The sequence below is a fragment of the Pseudomonas taiwanensis DSM 21245 genome (assembly GCF_000425785.1).
Taxonomy (GTDB): Bacteria; Pseudomonadota; Gammaproteobacteria; order Pseudomonadales; family Pseudomonadaceae; genus Aquipseudomonas; species Aquipseudomonas taiwanensis.
Genome location: NZ_AUEC01000060.1, coordinates 1 through 2,043, shown reverse-complemented (window position 1 = coordinate 2,043; position 2,043 = coordinate 1). Strand labels below are relative to the sequence as shown.

Below are 2,043 nucleotides of genomic sequence, written 5' to 3'. Positions count from 1 at the left end.
CGATGCCGGCCGTGGCCTGCACGGCCTGATCTATCGCGCCGCCCAGGGCGAGTCGGGCAAGCGCCTGACCCGCTACCAGGTCACCCTGCGCCCGCAGCTGGCGTACCTGGACCACCGCATCAACCAGCGCATGTTCCAGCACAAGACCGTGCCGCAGATCATCGCCCTGGTCCTGGAGGAGCATGGCATCCTCGCCAATGCCTACCAGTTCCAGTTGGGCGCGCAGTACCCGCAACGCGAATACTGCGTGCAGTACGACGAGTCCAACCTGCACTTCATCCAGCGCTTGTGCGAAGAAGAAGGCATCCACTATCACTTTCGTCACCGCGCCGACGGCCACCTGCTGGTGTTCGGCGACGACCAGACGGTGTTTCCCAAACTGGCCCCGGTCAGCTTCCAGCACGACGCCGGGCTGGTCGCCGACACGCCGATGATCAAGGGCTTCGCCCTGCGCCTGGAAACCCGCACCAGCAGCGTCACGCGCCGCGACTACGACTTCAAGAAGCCGCTGATCCAGCTCGAAGGCGAGGCCGTCAGCCACGCCGAGCCGGACCTTGAAGACTACGACTACCCCGGCCGCTTCCTCGACCGCGCCCGTGGCAAGCACCTGGCCACCCGCGCCCTGGAGCGCCACCGCAGCGACTTCCGCCAGGCCGAGGGCCGCAGTGACCAACCGCTGCTGGCCAGCGGGCACTTCCTGGCCCTGGCCAGCCACCCCAACGCGGCCTGGAACGACCTCTGGCTGCTGCTCGCCGTGCACCACCAAGGCCGCCAGCCGCAGGTGCTGGAAGAAGTCATCACCAGCGACATCGACGCGAAGTACGACGGTTTCCAGCAGGGTTACCGCAACACCTTCACCGCCACGCCGTGGGACGCCCCGTACCGCCCGCCGCTGCGCCACCCCAAGCCCCGGGTGCTGGGCGACCAGCGCGCCGTGGTCAGCGGCCCGGCCGGCGAAGAGATCTACTGCGACGAATACGGCCGCATCAAGGTGCAGTTCTTCTGGGACCGCGAAGGCCAGGCCGACGACAAGTCCAGCGTGTGGCTGCGCGTCGCCTCCGGCTGGGCCGGCCAGGGCATCGCCGGCCTGCAGTTGCCCCGCGTGGGCATGGAAGTGCTGGTCAGCTTCCTTGAAGGCGACCCCGACCAGCCGCTGGTGACCGGCTGCCTGTACCACGGCGTGAACATGCCGCACTACAAGCTGCCCGACCTCAAGACCCTGGCCACGATCAAGAGCAAGGAATACAAGGGCAGCCGCGGCAACGAACTGCGCATCGACGACACCACCGGTGAAATCAGCATCGCCCTGCGCAGCGACCACGGCGCCAGTGCGCTGAACCTCGGCTACCTGACCCACCCCCGGCCGAGCGGCGGCGCCCCGCGCGGTGAAGGCTTCGAGTTGCGCACCGACCGCCACGGCGCCGTGCGCGCCGCTGGTGGCCTGCTGATCACCACCGAGCCCCGGCCGAACGAAGCCAGGCACCACAAGGACCTGCCCGAGACGGCCGAGCGCCTGGCCACCGCCAGCGAGCAGCAGGACAGCCTGGCTGAACTGGCCAAGCAGATGCAGGCACAGGAGCCAGGCGATCAGGACGAGGTGGCCAAGCGACTGCACGAGCAGCATCAGGGCATTCTCGGCAGCGGCCCGGCCAACCAGAGCGCCAATGAGTTTCCCGAACTCACCCAGCCGCACCTGGTGCTCGCCAGCCCTGCCGGCATCGCCCTGACCACGCCAGGGCCGACGCACGTGTCGACCGGTGAGCACCTGGCCCTGAGCAGTACCGGGCACACCAGCCTGTCGATCGGCAAACGCCTGCTGGCCAGTGCCAGCCAGGGCATGCGCCTGTTCGTGCAGAGCCTGGGCTGGAGACTGGTGGCGGCTGCGGGCGACATCGATATCCGCGCGCTGAAAGACAACATCAACCTGCTGGCCAAGCTCGACATCACCGCCAATGCCGACCGCATCGTGCTAACCGCCAAGACCGAATTGGTCGTGCAAGGCGGCGGCAGCGCCACCACGTACAACGCGGCGGGTATCACCCA

Annotated in this window: 1 protein-coding gene; it reads left to right on the top strand. The window is 68.0% G+C overall.

Annotation, left to right across the window (positions count from 1 at the left end):
• Window positions 1-2,043 (top strand): type VI secretion system Vgr family protein (locus tag H620_RS0118800; protein ID WP_027907863.1); only part of this gene is annotated, 2,043 nt, incomplete at both ends.